This is a genomic window from Planococcus sp. TJ-307 (assembly GCF_058268435.1).
Window position 1 is genome coordinate 466,738 of the sequence record NZ_JBZDOJ010000001.1, and the last position, 17,375, is coordinate 484,112.

Consider the following 17,375-nt stretch of genomic DNA (forward strand, 5'->3'; position numbering starts at 1 on the left):
ATGAATAAAACGATTTATTTGATTAGACATTGCCAGGCAACGGGGCAGGCGCCCGATGCAGAATTGACTGAAACAGGTAAGCAGCAGGCGCAAGATTTAGCCGAATTTCTGCAGCATCGGCATGTGATTCACTTTATCTCAAGCCCTTTTACGCGTGCCATTCAATCCATCGAACCAGCTGCTGACCGAATGAACTTGCCGATCGAAATCGATGATCGGTTGGCAGAGCGGGTATTGAGTTCTGAAGATTTGCCGGATTGGATGGAAAAACTGGAGGATTCCTTTAAGGATGCCGATTTAAAATTTGCCGGTGGTGAATCGGGAAAAGAAGCAACAGATCGCGCAATGGCTGTATTGAATGAAATGGAAGATAAAACCGCAGCAGTGACTCACGGAAATTTATTAGGATTGCTGCTGAAACAAATTGATGAGAGTTATGGTTTTTCAGAGTGGAAAAGGCTGACAAATCCAGATATTTACGAGGTAGAAATAAGCGGCGGCGACCTTTCTGTAAAACGTGTATGGGAATGATTTTACGAAAAAACCGGCAACATGTGAATGCCGCCGGTTGGACTATTTACAGTTATTCCAATGTGTTTCCTTCATTTGGAATCGGGTTGTTTTTTAGCATTCCTGCTAAGTGGTAGGTGTTGTAGGCAAGGCGTTGGATCGCTGACTGAGTAAATTCGTTGTCTCGTCCCGCATCCATGTAAGAGTCGCCAGGACCTGCTTCACCTACCCAATAGGCATCTACATTAGGTGGAATGACAAAGCCGATATGGGAGAGTCCATAGAGAATAGAAGCAGCGGCGTGTTTGGCGCCGTCTTCATTTCCGGTAATGGCCACTCCGCCTACTTTATTGTAGAAAATAGATTGGCCTTTATCATTGGTCACGCTACTGCTGCCATAAAGGCGTTCAATTGCTTGGGTAGCGAGTGAACTTTTTTCTCCAAGCCATAGGGGTGTGCCGATCACGACAATATCTGCAGCCAGTACTTTTTCAAGAATTTGTGGCCACTGATCTCCGTCCCCCATGTCGTCTTGAACACCATAGGCAATCTTGTAATCCGCTAAACGAATAACCTCAGACTCAACCCCCAGCTGATTGTAATGGAATTGAACGTCCTGAATAAATCCTTCGGTATGAGAAGGTTCTGTTGAACTTTTTAATGAAGTATTAAGAAAAACTGCTTTCAATGTCTGCATTTTATCTCTCCTTTGAATTGATTCTGTTGAAAAAATTATACGAATGTAGAGCTTCCTATATGCCTGGAATGCACCAATGTAAAAATGGTAGAATAACGGAAGGTTTGGATTTCCCTATTCTCATGAAGGTGTAGTGAAATATCGACAGGCGAAAAGGCTTAGCTCAACTTACATAGTTTCTATTCCCTTTTTAAAAAAATATATGCACCATTCAATTTAGATAGTTTGCTGAAGAATAGAGGTGTTCCAAATGAAAAAAACAGATGTACTGCCTTATGTATTAGTTTTTCTTTTCTTGTTAATTAAAGTGAGTGCTTTTCGCGTGCTGATTTTTGATACCAAATCGATTTTACATATTGCATTGATTGAATTTCCTATGTGGGCTTTGTTCTTATCGATAGTTTTGCTGTTGGCTAAAAACCATCTTTGGCGGACAGTTTGGGTTTTCAATTTGCTGGTATCGGTTATTTTTTTTGCAGTCACGCTTTATATTCGCTATTATTCCACGATTCCTTCCTATTATGATTTGCAGCAGCTCACCCAATCAAGTTCTGTCAGCGGCACAATCACAATGCTGTCAACACCGTGGGATTTTTTGTTTTTCTTGGATGCGATTTTGCTCATATTCCTTGCACGGCACTGGGAGCAACCTGCAAAGACCGGCGGTATGAAGTATGTAGTTGCCGGGATGGCCGCGGTATGTGCGGTTACAATTGTCTATGCCATCAAGCAGCCCGTCATCGATGTTTCTTATTTCGCGAAAGAAAATGGATTTCTGCAGTCGCAAGTAGTCCAATTGTATAACCGCTCAACGGAAACTGCCCATGCGTCTTCGAGCAAACTGTCCGCAAAGGAATTGGAAGAGCTGAAAGGCAATGAATATGTAAACGTCACTGAACAGGAAAGTTTTGGGATTGCGGAAGGCCGCAACTTGTTTGTTATCCAAGTAGAATCATTGCAGAATTTCGTAATTGGACGAACCTTGAACGGTCAGGAAATTACTCCTAACCTCAACAAGCTTTTAAATGAAAGTGCTTATTTTTCTAATGTCTTCCAGCAGGTTGGAGCAGGGACAACTTCTGATGCCGAATGGATGACCAACACAGGATTGTATCCGCAAGGCATGATTCCTACAGCAAACAGCCTTACTGGAAAAAAAGCGCCATCTTTGGCACAAACACTGAAAGAAAAAGGCTACGGATCGGCTACTTATCATGCAGATGATATAACATTTTGGAACCGAGACGTTCTTTATCCGGTTCTTGGCTATGAAGAGATTTTTTCCATCGATGATCTTCCCGACATTAAAAAAGTAGGTTTTGGTCCAGCTGATGAGGTCTTGTTCGATTTTGTGGCAAACGAATTGCCGAGACAGCTCGAAACCTACGATCGCATTTATGCGAATATCGTGACGGTCACGAGCCATACTCCGTTCGACATGCCAGAATCCATGCAGTATCTAAAACTGCCGGTAGAATACGAAGACATGTATATCGGCAATTACCTGCAGTCCATTCGCTATGCAGATGAACAAATTGGTGCATTTATTCAAGAATTAAAGGCGCAAGGAATTTACGACGAGTCCCTGATCGCCATTTTCGGCGATCATTCTGGAATGCACGGCACGCTGGTAACAGGAGAAGATCAAGCGCTATTGGGCAATTTTTTAGGGCATGATTATTCTTTAAAAGACCAATACACCATTCCGCTGATTTTTACAGGAGGAAATCTTTTCGAAGAAAGCAAAATGACACGTCTGGCTGGACAGACGGACATTATGCCAACGCTTCTGGCTTTGCTCGGTGTCGAACACGAAGAGCCAATGATGGGCCACAACCTGTTTCAATACAAAAAGAATTTACTGGGCATGCGTTATTATTTGCCTGGAGGATCTTATATCCAGTCGGAACAATTATATAAAGCACCCGGAGCCAAATTGTCTGGAGTACTTTATGATTTGAAAAGCATGGAGAAACGCAGTAAAAACAGCGAAGCCCAAAAGCACATTGATGATACTCAAACCTTGATGAACTATGCAGACTTTTTATTAAAAGACTATATCGAGGAATAATTTCCTCAGGGAAAGAGAAACTACTATAATAGACAGTAAGCAAGAGATGAGGGGGAAAAGTCTATGGTAAAAGAGTTTGAAAAAGAAGTGATGCAAGCGATGGACAAAATGTTTGAAAACGAAATGAAAAAAGTCAACGATGCGCTCGATCAAGAGCTTTTAATTTCCTTAATCGGCGAGGTTAATGCCGGCAAATCTTCCACTGTCAACAAGATTATTGGAGAAGATATTGCCAGTACGAATCCGATGCCAGGTGAAACGGTCAGTGTAGATCCTTATAATATTCGCGGTCTGGAAAACATCAAATTTATGGATACGCCGGGGTTGAACGATCCGAATGACGAAAATCCTAAAAAAACCTTGGAGTTTGTGCAGAAATCCGATGTTGTGTTATTTTTTCTGAACGCGGCAGGCACCGTGTTTTCTGAAAGTGAAAAAGAGAAGTTTAAGGAAATTGAGAAGCACAACAAAGACATCCTGATTGTTTTGAATAAAATTGATGCAGCGGAAAACATTCCGTCCATCGTCCAGTTCGTCAAAGATCATACAGGAAATAAATACAAAATCATTCCGATTTCTTCGAAAACAGAAGAAAATTTGGAAACCTTAAAGAGGGAGATTCTTTTTTTGCTCGAAAAGAAGGGTAAGGACCTGCTCTTCGCCAAAAGCCTGAAAGAAAAATCTTCTGCTGCCACGCGTTGGATCATTGGAGCGGGAGTTTCAGCAGGTGTTATTGGAGCATCGCCAATCCCAGGTTCAGATGTATTGCCATTAACCACGCTGCAGGTTGGGCTGATTATCAAATTATCGAATCTTTATGACAAACCGCTAACTAAAAAAGCGGCGAAAGACATGATCGTCATCACAGCAACGCAAACAATTGGACACACCATTTACCGGCAGGCACTGAAGTTCATTCCAGGAGCTGGATCCATCATTGGTGGAACTGTCGCTTCATCTATGACATTGGCGCTGGGCTATGGTGTGAAATATGCCTACGAAAATAATATCGCCATCGATTATGATATGATTGGCGACTTGTTTGTAAAGCTTAAAACACGCGAGAAAAAAGCCTAAGGGCTGCCGAACCGCTCTTCCTATACGGAAGGGCGGTTTTTCAATTTGCTTGCGTCTTTCGGATTTGTCATTTACCTTTAGGAGAAAGATAGACGGAGGTGCGGGATGAAAATATTGGTTGTGGAAGATAACCCGAGCGTCAGCTCCATGCTTGAATTGTTTTTCTCGAAAGAAAACATCCAGGGCGATTTTGCAGCCGATGGACTGGAAGGTTACCGGAAATACAAAGATGGCTCATACGATTTGCTGATTCTGGACTGGATGCTTCCGGGAATGGATGGCATCGCGCTGTGCCGAAAGATCCGTGAAGAAGGAAGTGCAGTCCCAATCATCATGCTGACGGCGAAAGACAGCGAATCGGACCAGGTCATTGGTTTTGAGATGGGTGCAGATGACTACGTGACAAAGCCGTTCAGTCCACTGACGCTAATGGCCCGCGTCAAAGCAGTCACGCGCCGAACCCAAAAAGCGGAACCCCTGTCGGACCTTATCCAAACGGCTCATTTTACCGTCAACAAAGAAACGCGAAGCATTCTGAAAGATGGTCGGGAAGTTGATAGCCTGACACCTAAGGAATTTGATTTGTTGGTCTTTTTCTTGCAGCATCCGAAGCAAGTGTTCAACCGGGAACAATTGTTGGAGCAGGTATGGGGCTACCAGTTTTATGGCGATGAGCGGACAGTAGATGTTCACATCAAGCGCCTCCGCAAGAAAATTGATGACGGGGACAAGCTGTTCCATACAGTATGGGGAGTTGGCTATAAATTTGAAGAACACACGAATTAAGTATTTCTATCAGCTGATTGCCAGCCATATGAGCATCTTGCTGATTGCTTTTTTGATTTTAAGTATTTTATTTGTCCGCTACGTGGATGATTTTGCTTACAACGAAAAAGCGGAAGAGCTGGAAAATTACGGCGAACAGATTATTGCAGAACTCGAACGTGCTCGGCCGGGCACCAACCTGCAATCCTATGTCTCAATTCTTGGAGCACAGAATATCAATTTTATTGTCTTTGATCAGCAAAGCCGTATTTTGTATCCGGTAGCTGGCGCATTTCCACCAGTAGAGTTGACGCAAGAAGAATGGAATGTCATCGAACAGGGAGAAACGCTGGTAGTCAATCGTGACGTTGAGCGTTTCGACTTTACCGTTACATTTGTGGCCATGCCTTATTTCGAGAATAACCAATTGGCTGGCGGCGTATTGCTTGCCTCTCCTGTCAGTGGCATCAGCGAAATGATTGCGGAATTGAATAAAACCTTAATCACCACTATTTTAATCGCTCTGGCGATTGCGCTGCTGCTTAGCCTGTGGTTGTCGAAACTGCATGTTAGCAGGATCCAGCGCATGCGCAAAGCGACTTCTATGATCAGTGAAGGCCATTATGATGTTAACTTGCCAGAATCGAATTTCGACGAATTTGGTGACTTGGCGCACGACTTCAACAAAATGGCTGCCAAACTGCAACATTCCAACGAGGAAATCGATCGGCTGGAAAACCGCCGCCGCCAATTTATGGCGGATGTATCTCACGAAATGCGGACCCCTTTAACGACGATCGCAGGCATCATTGAAGGGCTGCGGAACAATATGATTGAAGAAGGCCAGCGGGAAAAAGGCATCCGCCTGGCGAGCGAGGAAACCAAGCGGCTAATGCGGCTGGTCAACGAAAATCTGGATTACGAGAAAATACGGTCCAATCAAGTGGAACTGACAAAAGAAGAGATTGACGCGGATGAACTGCTGGAAATTATTCAGGAACAGCTTTATCTGCAGGCAAAAGAAAAAGGCAATGCGATTGTTATCCATTCTCAGCCAGGGGATATCATCTTTGGGGATATGGATCGACTGATTCAGATATTGATGAATATTGTCAAAAACGCTATTCAATTTACGGAGAACGGCACCATTTCCTTGATGACGCATTCTGAACCGAATCACATGGTGATTACCGTGGAAGATGATGGCGCAGGAATTGACGTGGAGGAAATCGATCTGATTTGGCGCCGGTTTTATAAAGCGGATTTATCCCGCGGGAGCGGCCAGTTCGGATTAGGATTATCGATCGTTAAAAAGTTGGTGACGCTGCACAACGGAGAAATCCATGTTGAAAGCGAAAAAGGGCACGGGACGAAATTCATCATCCGTCTGCCGCATAAGGAATGACTTGGGAGCAACTATCCCAAGTCATTTTTTTGCATAGGAAACTTTTCATGTTTGTTAAAACTCTGGTCATAGTTTATTCATAATTGCTTGATAAGCTATGTATAAGAACTTAGGAAAAGAGGAATTATACATGAAAAAATTTTTATACATCGCAATTGGCGTACTGGCGGCAACAGCTATTTTTATGATGGTGGCATTTTCAGGAGATGAAACAGTGGCTTCGGTAGGAGATGCAGAAATAACGAAAGATGAACTTTATGACAAAATGGTAGCTTCTGCTGGAGCCGCAACACTTGATTCCATGATTTCCACTGAGGTCGTCAATCAGGAAGCGGAAAATGCAGAGGTGGAAGTAACGCAGGAAGAGCTTGATGCGGAAATGGCGGTTTATGAAGAGAGTTACGGCGGCACAGAGGCGCTTGAACAGGCCCTTGCATCAAGTGGCATGTCGATAGCGGACCTGGAAGCGGAAATGGAAACGTACTTGAAGGTTGAAAAAATTATTGGACCGGATATCGAGATAACAGACGAGCAGATCAATACGTATTTCGAAGAAAATAAAGAATCGTTCGAACAGCCTTCGCAAGTAGAGGCGAGCCATATTCTGGTAGCGACTCAAGAAGAAGCCGATGAAGTAAAAGCAAAGCTGGATGATGGAGGCGATTTTGCCGAACTTGCAGCGGAATATTCTACAGACACAGCTAATGCTGAAAGCGGGGGTGTCCTTGGCGCATTTGGAGCCGGGGAAATGGCAGCAGAGTTTGAAGAGGCAGCATTTAGTATGGAAGTGGATGACATCAGTGATCCTGTCCAAACGGATTACGGTTTCCACATTATTCAAGTGACTGGAAAAACCGAAGCTGTTGACGCAAATTTGGAAGACAGCACGGAAGAGATTAAGGAAACCTTATTTGATGAAGCATTGAATACCAAATATGCAGAATGGTTGGCAGAAAAAACTGAGTCGTATGACATTGTCAATACATTGACAGAATAGAGGAGGAAATAAACATGGGGTACTATAATTCAAACGAACCGAAAAGAACGAAGAAAGGTTATTTTGCATCCAGCTTTACGGGATTGATAGCAGGAGCATTATTGGTTGGGGTTATTCTCCCGGGAGTGACTGATGCAGATCTAGGAGAGAGTGAAGCAGCATCAACAACTGAGTCTGTCAGCGGGCTGCAAACCACCTCAACTGTTGTCACTTCCGATGTGACAGAAATCGTGGAACAAACCACAGATGCTGTAGTCGGCGTTTCCAATTTACAGGCAGCACAGCAAAACCCATTTGCTTCACAGACCAGTGAAGATGCAGAATCGCAAGAAGCCGGTGCAGGCTCGGGCGTCATTTACAAAAAAGACGGTGATACAGCATATATCGTTACCAATAACCACGTTGTGGAAGGCGCAGAAGAAGTAATGGTGACCTTGTCTGACGGCACAGAACTTGATGCCAAAGTATTGGGTACAGATATTTGGACTGACTTGGCTGTGTTGGAAGTTCCAGGAAACATGATCACGACGGTAGCAGAATTTGGAGATTCCTCTGTATTGCAGGCCGGCGAGCCGGTTATTGCGATTGGCAACCCTTTAGGACTCCAGTTTTCGGGATCGGTAACTACGGGTGTCATTTCAGGAACTGAGCGCTTAGTGCCAATCGATGTAAATCAGGACGGCACGGAAGATTGGCAGTCTGAAGTTCTTCAAACAGATGCTGCCATTAACCCAGGGAACAGCGGCGGTGCCTTAATTAATGCCGAGGGCCAAGTAATTGGCATTAATTCCATGAAAATTGCGCAGGATGCTGTAGAAGGCATTGGGCTAGCCATTCCGGTTAATACAGCCATTCCAATTATTTCAGATCTGGAAGCAGAAGGCGCTGTAGATCGTCCATCCATGGGCGTTGCTATTGTCGATTTGGCTGAAGTGCCAGCACAATACCGTACGAGCCAGTTGAACTTGCCTGCAGAAGTAGAAGGCGGCATCGTCGTTGAATCAGTAGTCGAAGGTTCTGGAGCAGCAACAGCAGGGATGAAAGCTTATGACGTCATCGTTGAAATGGACGGAAACCCAGTAAATTCAGTGCTTGAACTTCGCCAATACCTCTACAACGAAACAGAAGTCGGCGATACACTAACCGTAAAAGCCTATAGAAACGGAGAAATCATGAATTTCGAACTCCCGTTAACAGAGAGTATTGAATAAGAAAAGCGTAAGCGCCCGTGTAGATTCGACGGGCATAAGACAGACCAGCAAAGTGGCGTTCTTTGCCACACAGCTGGGTTGGCTTATGACCCTAGAATCTGGGCGCTGGAGTCTGGCCAATGAAGAAAAGCGTAAGCGCCCGTGTAGCTCTGCCGGGCATAAGGCAGACCGGCGAAGCGGCATGTTTTCAGCCGCACAGTCGGGTTGGCTTATGACCCAAAGAGCTGGGCGCTGGAGTCTGGCCAATGAAGAAAAGCGTAAGCGCCCGTGTAGCTCTGCCGGGCATAAGGCAGACCGGCGAAGCGGCATGTTTTCAGCCGCACTGTCCTAAAAATGAGTATTATAAAAATTTGAAAAAGGCTTCCCACATAGTGGGAAGCCTTTTGTATGGAAAAAACTAAAAATTATGCACTACAGAACTTAGCTGAAAACACCGAACCAATCAGTTCCAATCCCGAATCCGACAATGATAAGAACTAGAACCACAAAGATAATAATGCCGATTTGCAATGGTTTGTAACCGGTAGTTTTTGGTTCTTGGATTCCTTCTTTATCTTCGGGCGGACGGCTTTTGGCCTCTGCTTCGGTTTCCTTCATGTAATCTTCTTTATCGCTATTACTCATTTAACTGCCTCCTCGAACTTACTTATAGTTATATTTACCCCAAATAGCTAAAGGTTAATCCTGAAACTTTTCTTCTGCCTGCAGTTCACGCTGAGATAGCTTTTGTGCCAACTCACGGCCAAACAGCTGAGAGGATTGTGGGTCGCGTCCTGTAAGAATTTGTTTGCTGCCCCAGACAACATAAGCGTCCTGTTCTTTTTCTTCGTGGTAGTCTGCAATTTTTTTCAATTCATCTTCCAAGCTAAATGGCAATAGATCGACCACTTCTTCCGGTTCGTTGTCGTTTGGATAGCCAGTGACTTTAAGTCCGTCGAGAATTCCGCGGCCTTCTTTGGTTTTTGTATATACAAGCGGTGCTGGGCCATGGCAAACTGCCGAGACAATCCCACCTAAGTCGTGAACAATATTGATGACTGCATGCAAGTCTTCGTTATGTGCCAGGTCAAACATCGCGCCATGTCCGCCAACTATCATGATAGCATCGTATTCACTGGCCTTAACGTCAACAATTGGTGTTGTTTTGTCTGCCATGCCTGACTCGTATTGCTTTTTATAAATGCCATCTGGATCGTAATCTGCGCTAAGGCTGATTGGGTCAACAACAGGCTTGCCGCCGTTGATGGATGCCAGTCGAACAACATGTCCTTCTTTTTCAAGTTCTAACGCAGGCGCGAAAAGTTCTTCTGCCCACCAGCCGGTCACGTAATTATTTTCTTCATCCGTATAGCCATTTGATAAAACTGCTAATACTTTTGCCATCATATCTTCCTCCCACTAATAAAACATCCTTGTTTCTTCACTTACCCTGTAGGAAAAATCTTGAAACGTTGCAGTTAGCATGGACTTGGAAATGAGTGAAAAATTATGCTACATTTATTAAATGAAACGAAAGAAGAGGTGGACCGCTTGAAAGAGCTAACCCAAGAAACCCAAGTAACCTTGCTTGAAGCAATGATCGATGGAAGTAAAGTAGGTACAATAGTGACGGATCCATCACAACACGACAATCCAATTATTTATACAAATAAAACCTTTATCGAAATGACTGGATATAATCAAGAAGAAGTAATTGGGCGCAACTGCCGGTTTTTACAAGGACCTGATACAGCAAAAGAAGATATTAAAAAGATGAAAAAAGCAATTGCCGATGAAGAAAAAGTTGTATTGACCTTGCTCAATTACCGCAAAGATGGTTCTGCTTTCTGGAATCGTCTCGCGATTGAACCTGTCCATATAGACAACAACCTGTATTTTATCGGCACGCAAACGGACATTACCTTGGAGCGTTCTCAGCAGCAGGCCATTATGGCCAGTGAAAGCGAAATTGAGAAACTCATGCTGCCTATTTTATCTATTCAGGAGAATGTTGCGACTGTTGCGCTAGTCGGTACGATGAATTTCCAGCGCTTTGAGACGCTGAAAGTGAAAATATGTGAATATGTTCAAGAACATCGGATTGAACATGCCATCATTGATATTACTGGTTTATCGTGGACAGAAAAATCACCGCTTTACTGGTTTATGCAAATCTATGATGCACTGCGTATTATGGGAAGCAAGCTTTATGTAACAGGCATTTCCCCGGTGGCGGCTCAGCAATTTGCTACTGATTTAGATCGCGATAGCCGATTGATCACGTTCTCAACAATTGAAAAGGCACTGAACTTTATTACACTGGAAACAGAAGGCGGGAACATATCAGTTGACTAAGGATTGCGATAAGAGGTAAGTTTTACCTGTTCCCAAATACAAATCAGGAAAGAGGTTGGAAAAATGTCAGCATTATTTACAACAACAGTTACAGCAACTGGCGGCCGCGAAGGCAGAGTCGTTTCCGAAGACAATGTATTGGATCTTCAATTAGTATCGCCAAAAGAATTGGGCGGTCCAGGCGGAGAAGGCACGAATCCTGAACAATTATTTGCAGCAGGTTATTCAGCTTGTTTCGATGGTGCATTAAACTTGATCATCAAAAGAGAAAAAGCGGAAGTTTCCAGCACTTCCATCAAAGCCGACGTTCATTTCTTGAAAGACGAAGCTGATGGCGGATTCAAAATTGGTGTTACTTTGAATGCCCATTTAGAAGGTGTAGATGAGGCGACAGCAAAAGATCTTGTCGAAAAAGCTCACGCGTTTTGCCCATACTCCAAAGCGACTAGAGGCAACGTTGACGTAGAATTGAAAATAGTATAAGAAAGCCGAAAAAAGCCGGAAAACAAAATCTTTCCGGCTTTTTTTGTGCTCAATCATAAAAACACATGTTGAGAAAAACTGGGAAAATACAAAATATGGTTTTAAAAAGAAACAGCCGGGTAAAAAGAGAGTGCAGAGTTATTAAATTTTGAGGAGGAGGATGGCAGAATGGGTGAAAAGCAAAACAAACAGCAGAATTCCCTGGAAAGTGAACCTGCTTCAACAAATTCGAAACACAATGATCGACAATTTAATGCAGGCGGAAACGAGTCTGATTACGACGGCGGACATCCTGAGGATGCTTCAGCTCAAAAAAACAAATCCAATAACAAACAGCAAGAACATTCGACCAGCAATTCCTACAACTCAGGTGGAAATGACTCTGATTATGACGGTGGGCATCCAAAAGATACCATTCCAAAGAACGAGGATAAGTGAGCTCCAACGATAAAAACTAAAATCAAACAGGAGGTTTTATTTATGTTTTTTCACACAGGAGAATTACAATATCATGCTAAACCGGACTCTCCAGATCCGGTATTCGCAAAGCAAGTACAGGAACTGATTGGTGGACAATTTGGTGAAATGTCAGTTGCCATGCAATATTTATTCCAAGGGTGGAGCACAAGAGGAAACGAAAAATATAGAGATTTACTGATGGATACAGGAACACAAGAGTTGGGGCATATTGAAATGCTGGCGACTTTGGTAGCAAGACTCCTTGAAGGGGCACCTGTTTACGAGCAGGAAAAAGCTGCAAGCGATCCGATTGTTGGTGCCATCATGGGCGGCATGAACCCTCAGCACGCCATCGTTCATGGTCTAGGTGCTTCTCCAAAAGACAGTAACGGTGTTCCTTGGAACGCTGGATATATCGTAGCGAGCGGAAACTTATTGGCTGATTTTCGTGCCAACGTCAATGCCGAATCACAAGGCCGTCTGCAAGTAGCCCGTCTTTACAGCATGACAGACGATAAAGGCGTAAAAGACCTGTTTTCATTCTTATTGGCGCGTGACACGATGCACCAAAACCAGTGGCTCGCAGCTATTAAAGAACTAGAAGCAAAAGAAGGCCCAATTGTGCCTGGCACGCTTCCGCCGGAATGGGAAGCAACCGAATATTCACATATTCTTTACACGAATTCTGAAAGCAGCAAAGATTTGAAATGGATGCATGAGCCTGCACCAGATGGCCATGAATTCACATTCGGCAAACCAGAACCGCTTAGCGTGAAGCCAGAACTAAAACCGGCACCACCACAAGCTCACAATTCATTGCCTGAAGACAAATTAAAATAATTTTTTGAGAGGCTGTCCCTAAGTCACGAACAATGGCTTTGGGGCAGCCTTTATTTTTGGGGTCATAGGCTTAAGAGTTAAGTGTTGGTTCTGGAACAAAGCGAAAAAAACCCCTGGCAAATTGCCAGGGGTTTTAAAATTATGAGCTGATAAAATCTCCGCCGTTTATATGAATGGCCTGTCCTGTCACATAAGTCGAATCTTTTGAAGCTAGATAAACATAAGCAGGCGCTACTTCAGATGGTTGGCCGCGCCGTTCCATCGGAGTGTCCCCACCGTGCTTGCCGACTTTTTCAGCCCCGAAAGTTGCCGGAATGAGAGGGGTCCAAATAGGGCCTGGCGCAACAGAGTTTACACGGATTCCCTGCTCCGCAATGTTCGCTGATAAAGAGCGGGTAAAACTTGTAATGGCACCTTTGGTCGCTGAATAATCAATCAGCTCTGGAGAGCCTCGGTAAGCTGTTACAGAAGAAGTGTTGATAATGCTGTCTCCTTTTTGGAGATGCGGCAAAGCTGCTTGTGTTAAATAGAACATACTGAAAATATTGGTTGAAAAAGTTTCCATTAATTGATCAGGACTGATGGCTAAAAAATCATCCTGCGGGAATTGCTTTCCGGCATTGTTGACTAGAATATTCAATTGGCCGAATTCAGAAATAACGTCCACTACCAATTGGTTGCAATTTTCTACGTCGCTGAGATCAGTAGCAAATTTTACCGCTTTGACACCATAGCCTTCAATTGCTTTTATTGTTTTGTCGGCATCTTCGTGTTCATCCAGATACGCAATGGCGATGTTTGCGCCTTCTTTTGCATAAGCCACTGCTACTGCACGGCCAATTCCGCTGTCACCGCCAGTGATAATGGCAACTTTTCCTTCTAATTTCCCAGAACCTTTATAGTCTTTATCATCATAAATCGGTTCAGGGCTCATTTGCTCCTCCGAACCGGGTTGTTGAGACTGTTCTTGTGGATCGACTTGCTCGTCAATTTCTTCGAATTTATCTTTAGTCATGTGAATCCTCCTCAGAATGTAAGTGGCTTTATATTCCTTATTCCCGTTGGAGTTTCACTTAAACACATCTAAAACCTATTTGAATTTTATCAAAGGGATGTTGCTTTTTAAAAAAATATAAAACGAAAACCCCTTAATGGATAAGGTGTTTTCGTTTTATAGGAAAGTAAGTTCATCGTCGTTACGATTCTCCCGTGACGACACCACAAGCAATTCGATCTCCAGACTCTCCAGACGGGTCTGTTGCTTGATCATCTTCACTCTCGTGAATGACAAGCGCCGTACCGCCTTCTTTAAGCAAAGAATTGTCTTCGCCGGTAGCCAGTGTTACGTTCTCAGCTATAAATTCCTGCATAGCGGTGCCGTCATCTCCGACTTCAATATTTGGAAGATCCCCGGCATGTGGGCCATCGGAGTTGTCCATACCATGCATGGCATCAGTTGGATTAAAGTGGGCGCCTGCTGTTTCAAAGTCAGGAACTTCACACATTCCAGCCTCATGAAAATGAATGCCGTGAATGCCCGCTTCTAAATTTTCAACTTCAAGTACTACGCCAACTCCAGCGTCTTCCTGAGATAATTCTGCAGTGCCTATAGCCTCGCCGTTACTGTCCATCATCTCCACAGTCAACAGCAGTATTTCTTCTCCGCTATCTTCTGACTCTTCATCCACTTCATCTCCGAGCTGTGGCAAGTCGTCCCCATCCTCTTCAGGTTCTTGTTCTGTTGCTCCATCTGATTCTGTCGGTGGATCTTCTGTGCTCTCATTTCCGCAAGCTGCCAGAAACAATAAGAAGACCAGTGCAAAAACAAGTAAAAGCCAACGCTTCATTTGAACTCCTCCCTTGAAATCGTGTTACTCTACATTACACCCATCCAAAGTTAAATAAACGCAATTTTCTGTAAACGATTCTTTTGTAGGAGAAGAATCTTATGTTTTTCTATTTCGGAAAATAAACCAAACGCCAAGCAGTGCAGAAAAAACACTTAAAATTAAAGTGGATTTAAAAAATGGCGGCCGGTAAGTTAAGGAAATCGTGTTGTTTCCTTCCTCTAAAGGAACAGCTGTAAACCCATAATCGGCTTTTAGCACCTCAGTTTCTTGGCCATTTACAAAAGCCCGCCAGCCCTGTTCGTAAGGAATCGACAACTTTAAGTATTCATCGTTTTCAGTGTTTGCATAATCGAGGCTGACTTTGCTGCCATCAATTAGCAGATTGCTGGATTTATCCGGCTTGTCAGCTTGATCCAATAGAGTTTCGTAAGTCTCTGAATAAAGCTCGATTTCGGATAATTCATATACGCCCTTAGGCAGTCGTATTTCAATTTGTTCATCGGCAGAAACACGGATCGTGAGATCATCAACAAATGTCTTGTAGACAGATTGATTGGACTTTCTGGTTGTTTCATAGTTGTTGACCATGAGCGTAAACCCTTCGTCAGCAGCTTGATTTTCCAAGTGGAAGGAGACAAACAAATCAATAATGGATTCATCCAAACTCTCCACATTCAAGTCCAAGCCACCGAGTTCTTCTGTGACTTCAAGCGTGCTGCCGTTATAGGAGGCGCCAACTTCTGTTATTTCATAGCCGACTGTAATCTCTTCTGTTGCGCTTATGCTCCCAGTACCTTGCGTCTGGTCAAGCACCATACCTGTAAGCATTGCCTGTTCACGTATCAGCACAGACATCTCAGCCAGCTGTTGCTCCTGATAAACAGCGGAAGTAGAACGCGCAAACGGCAAAACGTATTCATTTTCATAGACGGTGTAATTTTCGGATGCCTGAATTTCTGTAAAGCCAAATGGAATATTGTCATCATCAGTTGGCCGGATCAAGTATTTGCCTTGCAGCATACTGTAAAGGTTTGCCCGATTTCCCAATGTGGCATAACGGCTGACGCTTTCACGTTTCATATCAATTTCGAGATCGTACAGATAAAAGAACAGTAAATTTTTATTTAAAATACTGGAATATGCACTCAGTCCCTGAAAATCCTGGACAATTGGTGTGTTATTGCGCACACCTTCCATCCATTCAATACGGTAAGGGCTACCAGTTTCTTTAGTATGAATAAAATCTAGAAGTTCAACGATTTCCGGATCGTCATATTCATCACCGGTTATCAATTCCTCATTAACTTGAGCAATATCTCCATCCTCCAGAATTTTCTCCAATTGATAGAGGTTAGCAAACAGCAAAGCCCATGCAAATAAGGACGTCATCAATAATGCTTTGAGTGCGGGCTTTTTGTATTGGATATACAAAGATAGCAGTAAAATCGTCAGCAACAGACTGCCGACCGCAAGAAATGAAAATTGCGAATCAATTTCAAAATATTCATCTTTGAAGGCATACAATTTAAAAACAAAAGCGGCAAAAGCTGATGCAGTCAATAAACGCAGAATCGTGAATTTATGAAGTTGGTCGAGTGCAACAGCTACAGCCCCTCCAACCATCAAGGATAAAAAGTATTCCCATCGGTATTGAGGAGCAGAAAATCCATTAAAGGCACTGCCAATCAATGGACTATGGTGCATCATAATCCCGGCAATTCCGAGAAGTGCAAAGAGGCGGAAAGTTTTGTGGCGATACAAAAAGCCGCAAAACAACAGCAGCACAAAAATGGCTGGCAGGACAATCAAGCTGCTGTCGAACAAAATATTGTCCGTCACATCAATCCATGGGATTTCCTGTTGAAAAGCAGGCCTATGATTATTCAAGTATGCATAGACAGCAGGTATAAAGGAAACTGCACTGATACCAGCACCGATTAGGCCGGCAATTCCAAAACTCATAATCGCTTTCATTTTGTCCTGCTCATTGGGTTGAAGCGGGATGAACAACCTGAAAAGAATATAGAGGGCAGTCAGCAAAAAATTGATGTAAGCAAAATAGAAATTGTCGATCATCGACACAGCGACAGCCGTTAAAAACCAACCAGGTTTTTGTTCACGAAAAATTTTCTCGACCCCAAGCAAGAGAAGCGGCAGCCATAGAAAAGCATCAGCGAAAAATTCCCAATACGTGACATGCCGGAAATACATGCCGGAAATTCCATAAAGAGATGCCCCAAGCAAAGCTGCCGGTTTTGAAATGTTCATGTACATGAACAAACGTGTTGTGATGAACAAGACGGCAGCCAAACGAATCACGCTAATAAAGACGGCTGCGTTTGCCCAAAACAGTACATCTGTTGTCTGAACAATGTTGGCTATTTCCAGCACGAACACAACGAATACAGAAATCAGGAATACGATGGATGTTGAAAAATAATAAGATAGTTCACTGAACGTACCCGCTCCTAAACCAAAGTCAAACGAATAGAAAAATTCTCCTTGGGTATATTGCGTATATAAAAGATGCTTAAAGGGCATCATTTGGGAAAGACCGTCATTAATTCCCACCATGAAATGGCTACGTGACCATTGAAAAAGAAAAACAGCGTGTCCAATTGCTGAGAGTAGCACGCTAAAGAATAACAGCAGAAGGGCAGAGCGTAACTTGTGCAT

At 43.5% G+C, this 17,375-nt stretch carries 18 protein-coding genes; 12 read left to right on the forward strand and 6 right to left on the reverse strand.

All coding sequences use genetic code 11. The annotated features are described in order from the left end of the window. A complete protein-coding gene (locus AC4EHK_RS02290) occupies positions 1 to 531 on the forward strand; it encodes a histidine phosphatase family protein (RefSeq protein ID WP_490977180.1) in 531 nt (176 codons plus the stop codon). Between the two features lie 52 nt (positions 532 to 583). Here the strand turns inward: AC4EHK_RS02290 and AC4EHK_RS02295 are convergent, their stop codons facing one another. Then, entirely contained in the window at positions 584 to 1,207 is a 624-nt protein-coding gene (locus tag AC4EHK_RS02295; protein WP_490977181.1) for a flavodoxin family protein, read from the reverse strand. Between the two features lie 250 nt (positions 1,208 to 1,457). Here AC4EHK_RS02295 and AC4EHK_RS02300 point away from each other — a divergent pair, with 250 nt between their 5' ends. The 7 genes from AC4EHK_RS02300 to AC4EHK_RS02330 all read left to right on the forward strand — a co-directional run bounded on the left by AC4EHK_RS02300 (position 1,458) and on the right by AC4EHK_RS02330 (position 9,064). Next, a complete protein-coding gene (locus AC4EHK_RS02300; protein ID WP_490977182.1) occupies positions 1,458 to 3,278 on the forward strand; it encodes an LTA synthase family protein in 1,821 nt (606 codons plus the stop codon). Positions 3,279 to 3,341: 63 nt separating this feature from the next. Beyond that, positions 3,342 to 4,355 carry a YcjF family protein gene (locus AC4EHK_RS02305; protein WP_490977183.1) on the forward strand — a complete coding sequence of 338 codons (1,014 nt, stop codon included), beginning with the start codon at positions 3,342 to 3,344 and terminating at the stop codon, positions 4,353 to 4,355. Positions 4,356 to 4,460: 105 nt separating this feature from the next. Continuing rightward, positions 4,461 to 5,141 (forward strand): response regulator transcription factor, encoded by a 681-nt coding sequence (locus AC4EHK_RS02310; protein ID WP_490977184.1) that lies wholly within the window; start codon positions 4,461 to 4,463, stop codon positions 5,139 to 5,141. Then, complete coding sequence (locus AC4EHK_RS02315) at positions 5,122 to 6,525, forward strand: ATP-binding protein (protein ID WP_490977185.1); 1,404 nt, start codon at positions 5,122 to 5,124, stop codon at positions 6,523 to 6,525. The genes AC4EHK_RS02310 and AC4EHK_RS02315 overlap by 20 nt, the downstream gene beginning before the upstream one ends. A gap of 130 nt (positions 6,526 to 6,655) precedes the next feature. Beyond that, complete coding sequence (locus AC4EHK_RS02320; protein ID WP_490977186.1) at positions 6,656 to 7,522, forward strand: peptidylprolyl isomerase; 867 nt, start codon at positions 6,656 to 6,658, stop codon at positions 7,520 to 7,522. Between the two features lie 14 nt (positions 7,523 to 7,536). Then, a complete protein-coding gene (locus AC4EHK_RS02325; protein ID WP_490977187.1) occupies positions 7,537 to 8,733 on the forward strand; it encodes a S1C family serine protease in 1,197 nt (398 codons plus the stop codon). A gap of 85 nt (positions 8,734 to 8,818) precedes the next feature. Beyond that, positions 8,819 to 9,064: a hypothetical protein gene (locus AC4EHK_RS02330; RefSeq protein ID WP_490977188.1), complete on the forward strand. Its 246-nt coding sequence runs from the start codon at positions 8,819 to 8,821 to the stop codon at positions 9,062 to 9,064. An 89-nt stretch (positions 9,065 to 9,153) separates the two neighbouring features. Here the strand turns inward: AC4EHK_RS02330 and AC4EHK_RS02335 are convergent, their stop codons facing one another. Next, entirely contained in the window at positions 9,154 to 9,357 is a 204-nt protein-coding gene (locus AC4EHK_RS02335) for a hypothetical protein (RefSeq protein ID WP_490977189.1), read from the reverse strand. Between the two features lie 54 nt (positions 9,358 to 9,411). After that, entirely contained in the window at positions 9,412 to 10,116 is a 705-nt protein-coding gene (locus AC4EHK_RS02340; protein WP_490977190.1) for a type 1 glutamine amidotransferase domain-containing protein, read from the reverse strand. A 105-nt stretch (positions 10,117 to 10,221) separates the two neighbouring features. On the opposite strand from AC4EHK_RS02340, the gene ytvA reads away from it, so the two are divergent. From ytvA to AC4EHK_RS02360, 4 genes are all read left to right on the forward strand, one after another. Then, entirely contained in the window at positions 10,222 to 11,067 is an 846-nt protein-coding gene (ytvA, locus tag AC4EHK_RS02345) for a YtvA family blue-light photoreceptor (protein WP_490977191.1), read from the forward strand. A 63-nt stretch (positions 11,068 to 11,130) separates the two neighbouring features. After that, a complete protein-coding gene (locus AC4EHK_RS02350) occupies positions 11,131 to 11,550 on the forward strand; it encodes an organic hydroperoxide resistance protein (protein WP_490977192.1) in 420 nt (139 codons plus the stop codon). Between the two features lie 168 nt (positions 11,551 to 11,718). Continuing rightward, positions 11,719 to 11,988, forward strand: a complete 270-nt coding sequence (locus tag AC4EHK_RS02355) for a hypothetical protein (RefSeq protein WP_490977193.1) — start codon at positions 11,719 to 11,721, stop codon at positions 11,986 to 11,988. 42 nt (positions 11,989 to 12,030) lie between these two features. Continuing rightward, a complete protein-coding gene (locus tag AC4EHK_RS02360) occupies positions 12,031 to 12,849 on the forward strand; it encodes a manganese catalase (RefSeq protein ID WP_490977194.1) in 819 nt (272 codons plus the stop codon). Positions 12,850 to 12,988: 139 nt separating this feature from the next. On the opposite strand, the gene AC4EHK_RS02365 is transcribed toward AC4EHK_RS02360, so the two are convergent. The 3 genes from AC4EHK_RS02365 to AC4EHK_RS02375 form a co-directional block, all read right to left on the reverse strand. Continuing rightward, the gene (locus AC4EHK_RS02365) at positions 12,989 to 13,864 is read right to left on the reverse strand and encodes an SDR family oxidoreductase (RefSeq protein ID WP_490977195.1); all 876 of its coding nucleotides are present in this window, start codon (positions 13,862 to 13,864) and stop codon (positions 12,989 to 12,991) included. A 181-nt stretch (positions 13,865 to 14,045) separates the two neighbouring features. After that, a complete protein-coding gene (locus tag AC4EHK_RS02370) occupies positions 14,046 to 14,696 on the reverse strand; it encodes a superoxide dismutase family protein (protein WP_490977196.1) in 651 nt (216 codons plus the stop codon). Positions 14,697 to 14,795: 99 nt separating this feature from the next. Continuing rightward, positions 14,796 to 17,375, reverse strand: coding sequence for a YfhO family protein (locus AC4EHK_RS02375; RefSeq protein WP_490977197.1), 2,580 nt, complete (start codon positions 17,373 to 17,375; stop codon positions 14,796 to 14,798).